General features: G+C 58.3%; 1 protein-coding gene. It reads left to right on the forward strand.

The window, feature by feature from the left end; translation table 11 throughout:
- Positions 1–3,768: beta strand repeat-containing protein (locus ABD971_RS31975; protein WP_345327776.1), on the forward strand; the 3,768-nt coding region annotated here is incomplete at both ends.

Genomic DNA, 3,768 nt, shown 5'->3' on the forward strand with positions numbered 1-3,768 from the left:
CGCGACGGATGTCGTCGCTGGTGGCGGCGATGGTGACGTATCCATCACCACAACGACCGGCAACATTGCAGTTGGCTCCATTGACGCGACGGCAACGGTGACTTTGAACTCAGGATCGTCGATCCTGGATGCCGCGTCCGATACCGTGACCGACATTAAAGCACAAACGATCAGTTTGTCGGCGGTCAATGACATCGGTACGGTCGCCGAACGCCTTGAAATCGAAATGCTTAGCGGCGGCTCAGTGTCGGCTCAATCGACGACCAGCGGAGTGGTTGCACTGGCGGCCAACTCTACCTTGAAATTCACCAGCGTGACGACAGTCAGTGGTGGGATCGACATCATCGGCGGGACAAACACGATCGAAGTCGCTGGCACGGGCATGAGTGCCGTGGGCGGTGGCATTTCCATCGACACGCAAGACATCAAGTTGTCGGCGAATCTGCAAACGGATGGCGGAGATGTCGCATTGACGGGAGCTGTCATCGTTAATGGTCCTGCGATCACGATCGCTACCGAAGATGGAACCAACGACAATGCCGCTGGTGGGGTCACGATCGATGGCACCGTTGGTGCGATGACGGCAAACACCGACAACTTGATCATCAACGCGGTTGCGACCGGGCAGACTCCGGGCAATGTCATGATCACCGGCATCGTTGCCGGAACCGAAGTACTGGACTCACTTACGATCGATGGCGGAAACGTCGATCTGCAGGCAGCAGTCACCGTCAACGACGGCGGCATCGCTGTTGATGGCACGACCATCAAGCTCGGCGGCGATCTGACGACCAGTGCCGGAACGGTTGAATTGACCGGTGCGGTGACGCTCACCAAGTTGGGCATGACTACGACGATCGACACGGGTGCCGGAGCCGATGTGACAATCACGGGGACCGTCGACGGATCGTCGATTGGTAATGAAACACTTGTGATCGATGTCGGTACGACGGTGGCCAATAGCAATGTCACCTTGACCGGAACGCTCGGCGTGACGAAGGCACTTGGCGGTGTTACCGTGACCGCAACGAAGCTGGAACTGAGCGATGACATCTTCACCGACGGGCGTGGTGCTGGTGACGGTGCAATCAACCTGTCCGCTGTGACTAATCTTGATCTGACCGATGGCACCATGATGGTCCCTCGTCAAGTCACGCTTGATTCGGATGCTGATTCGTCCACCAGCAGTGATGGCAGCGCTGCCGGCATCATTACCCTTCCGACCACCGCTCTTGCGGACATCAACGAACCGACGGTTGACCTCGTCATTGACGCCAGTGCGGATGACGGAACCTCGCAAGACGTCACACTGAAGGACGTTAACGTCAAATCACTGAGCGTGTCTGGTAAGACCGTCACGTTCGATGGAACGATCGAACTGGAAGATACTGACGGTGCAAATGCTCTGACTGTCAATGCAACCGATGTCATCTTCACCGCCAATGCCAAGGTAATCGCCAAGGGCGCTGGCGGAGTCGCGATCAACGGTGGCGGCACCGGATCGCTTACGATCAACACCACTGCCACACCTGCTGACGTGATGTTCGATTTGACCGCCGCCGACACTGGTGTGGGCGTCAGTATCGATAACGGGTTCACCGTGGTCGAACTCGGCGACGACATTGCCACTAACGACGGAGCGGTTTCCATTCTGTCACCGATCCAGTTGACAGCCAACGTCCTAATCGACACTGCGACCACCGGAACTGCGGGAGCCGGCGTCACGCTGACCTCGATCGCCGGCACGACTGACGCAACGGAGAACCTGACGATCGACGGCGGAACTGACGGCGACGTTTCGATCTCTGGCACCATCGGCACCGCATTGGTGTCCCTCGGTTCGCTAACGATCACCGACGCCGACGACATCGTGCTCGGCGACACCGCCCAAGTCGCGGGTTTGAGCGTGGTCGGATCGACCACCTTCACCGCGACGGGCAAGATCACCACCAGTGCCGATATCAACATCGTTGCCGACAAAACGGCTGCGACTGGAGTCACATTGACCGGAGGTGCAGAACTCGCCGGCAATGACTTGATCATCAATGCGGACGGTGGCGTCGTGATCTCGGCTGCCATCGAATCGGCTTCCACCGGTTCCACCGTGACTCTGCAAGGCACCACCGTTTCCACCGCAATCAATCTTGGTAGCGACACCGGCGGTCTAGACATCACGGAAGCGTCATTGCAACAGATCAAGGCTTCGATTGAAACCTTGATCGTCGGTGATGCATCGCAAACCGGAACAATCACGATCAATGATGCGGGCGGTCTCGAGATCCTGACACCGTTAACGCTGCGATCCACCGGAGCGGCGAGCGACGTCGATTTGAAGTCGAATCTTACGACCGCCGGTGACCTGACTGTCAACGGAGGCGCTACTGGCAGCCTGAACGTGGCCGCCGCATCGGTTTCAATCGTTACTCAAGGTGGCAATGTTGTGATCGGTGAGTCCATCGCTTACACTATTGACGGCAGCGCCCTCGCCATCAATAGTTCCGGCGGCGACATCAGCCTCATCGGCTCGGTGTCCGCCAATGCTGACAACGCCGGCGGCGAGAATCTCACGCTGACCGCTGGCACTGGCGATATCACGTTGGGCGATGCAACTACGGATACGTTCGGAGCAGCCGGAACCGGACGTCTGGGCACGATCAGTATTGTCAGCGCAGATGCGGTAGTCGTGAACGCTTCCGTAACGGCGGAGTCGTTTCAACAGAACACCGCCGAAGACCCTGACACCGGTGCCGCTGGTGGCAATTCAACCACGTTTAATGAGTCCATCGATCTGGATGGCGGCGACCTGAGATTGGTGAATGTCACGAACGTTACCTTCGCGGACGACGCCGATGTTGCTACCACCAACGGCGGCAATGTCTTCCTCGACGGCGACGACACCGGCACACTGACCATTGGAACCAGCGGCATGACGATCGACGGATCGTTCACCGAACAGGATTTCGCTACCGTCAACATCAACGGCCCGATCAATGCCGGTGGCGACATCACTATGGGCGATCTGGTGATCGGCGATCACCTCGTTCTGACAACGGCCGGTGGCAACATCACCGTAGGCAACGTCACCGCAGCGGCCGACAGTGGCTTTGACGTCGTCCTTACCGCATCAGGCACCGTCGAAGTCGGCAAGATCGGCACCGACGCCGACAGTGATGACATCAACGATGTTCAGCTCACCGGCCCAAGCGGCATCACTCTCAACGGCGACATCTTCACGGGCGTGGATGCGAATGATGACACGCCGGACACACTTCCAGGCGGTGGCCCTATCGATGGCGTGCCGGCTGGCAACGTCACCATGAACGGCCCCGTTACACTGGCCGCCGACATTACGATCAACACCGCTGACGCCAACAACAACGGCACGGTGACATTCACCTCGGACGTGTCCGGCGATCAACTGCTGACGATTGCTGCGGGTACCGGAGCGATTGACTTCGACAGTACCGTGGGTGACACGACACCACTGAGTGGCTTGTTGGTTAGCTCCAGCGATGCGTTGACCTTCGACAGCACGGTCGAAGTGGACGATGAAGGGATCGACATCACTGCAGTGGCGGTCACGATCAACTCGACGATTGCTACGAGCAACGGTGGTACGGTAACGATCACCAACGCTGGTCTGCTGGACATCGCTCCGGGTGCTGACATGAACCTGGACGGTGCGTTCCTGCAGAATGGTGCCGGTAAAGTGTCAACAGCGGGTAACATCACGACCAGCTCGGACAACATCAGCTTCGCCGAAGACGT

The sequence above is a fragment of the Novipirellula rosea genome, assembly GCF_039541335.1.
Lineage (GTDB): Bacteria > Planctomycetota > Planctomycetia > Pirellulales > Pirellulaceae > Novipirellula > Novipirellula rosea.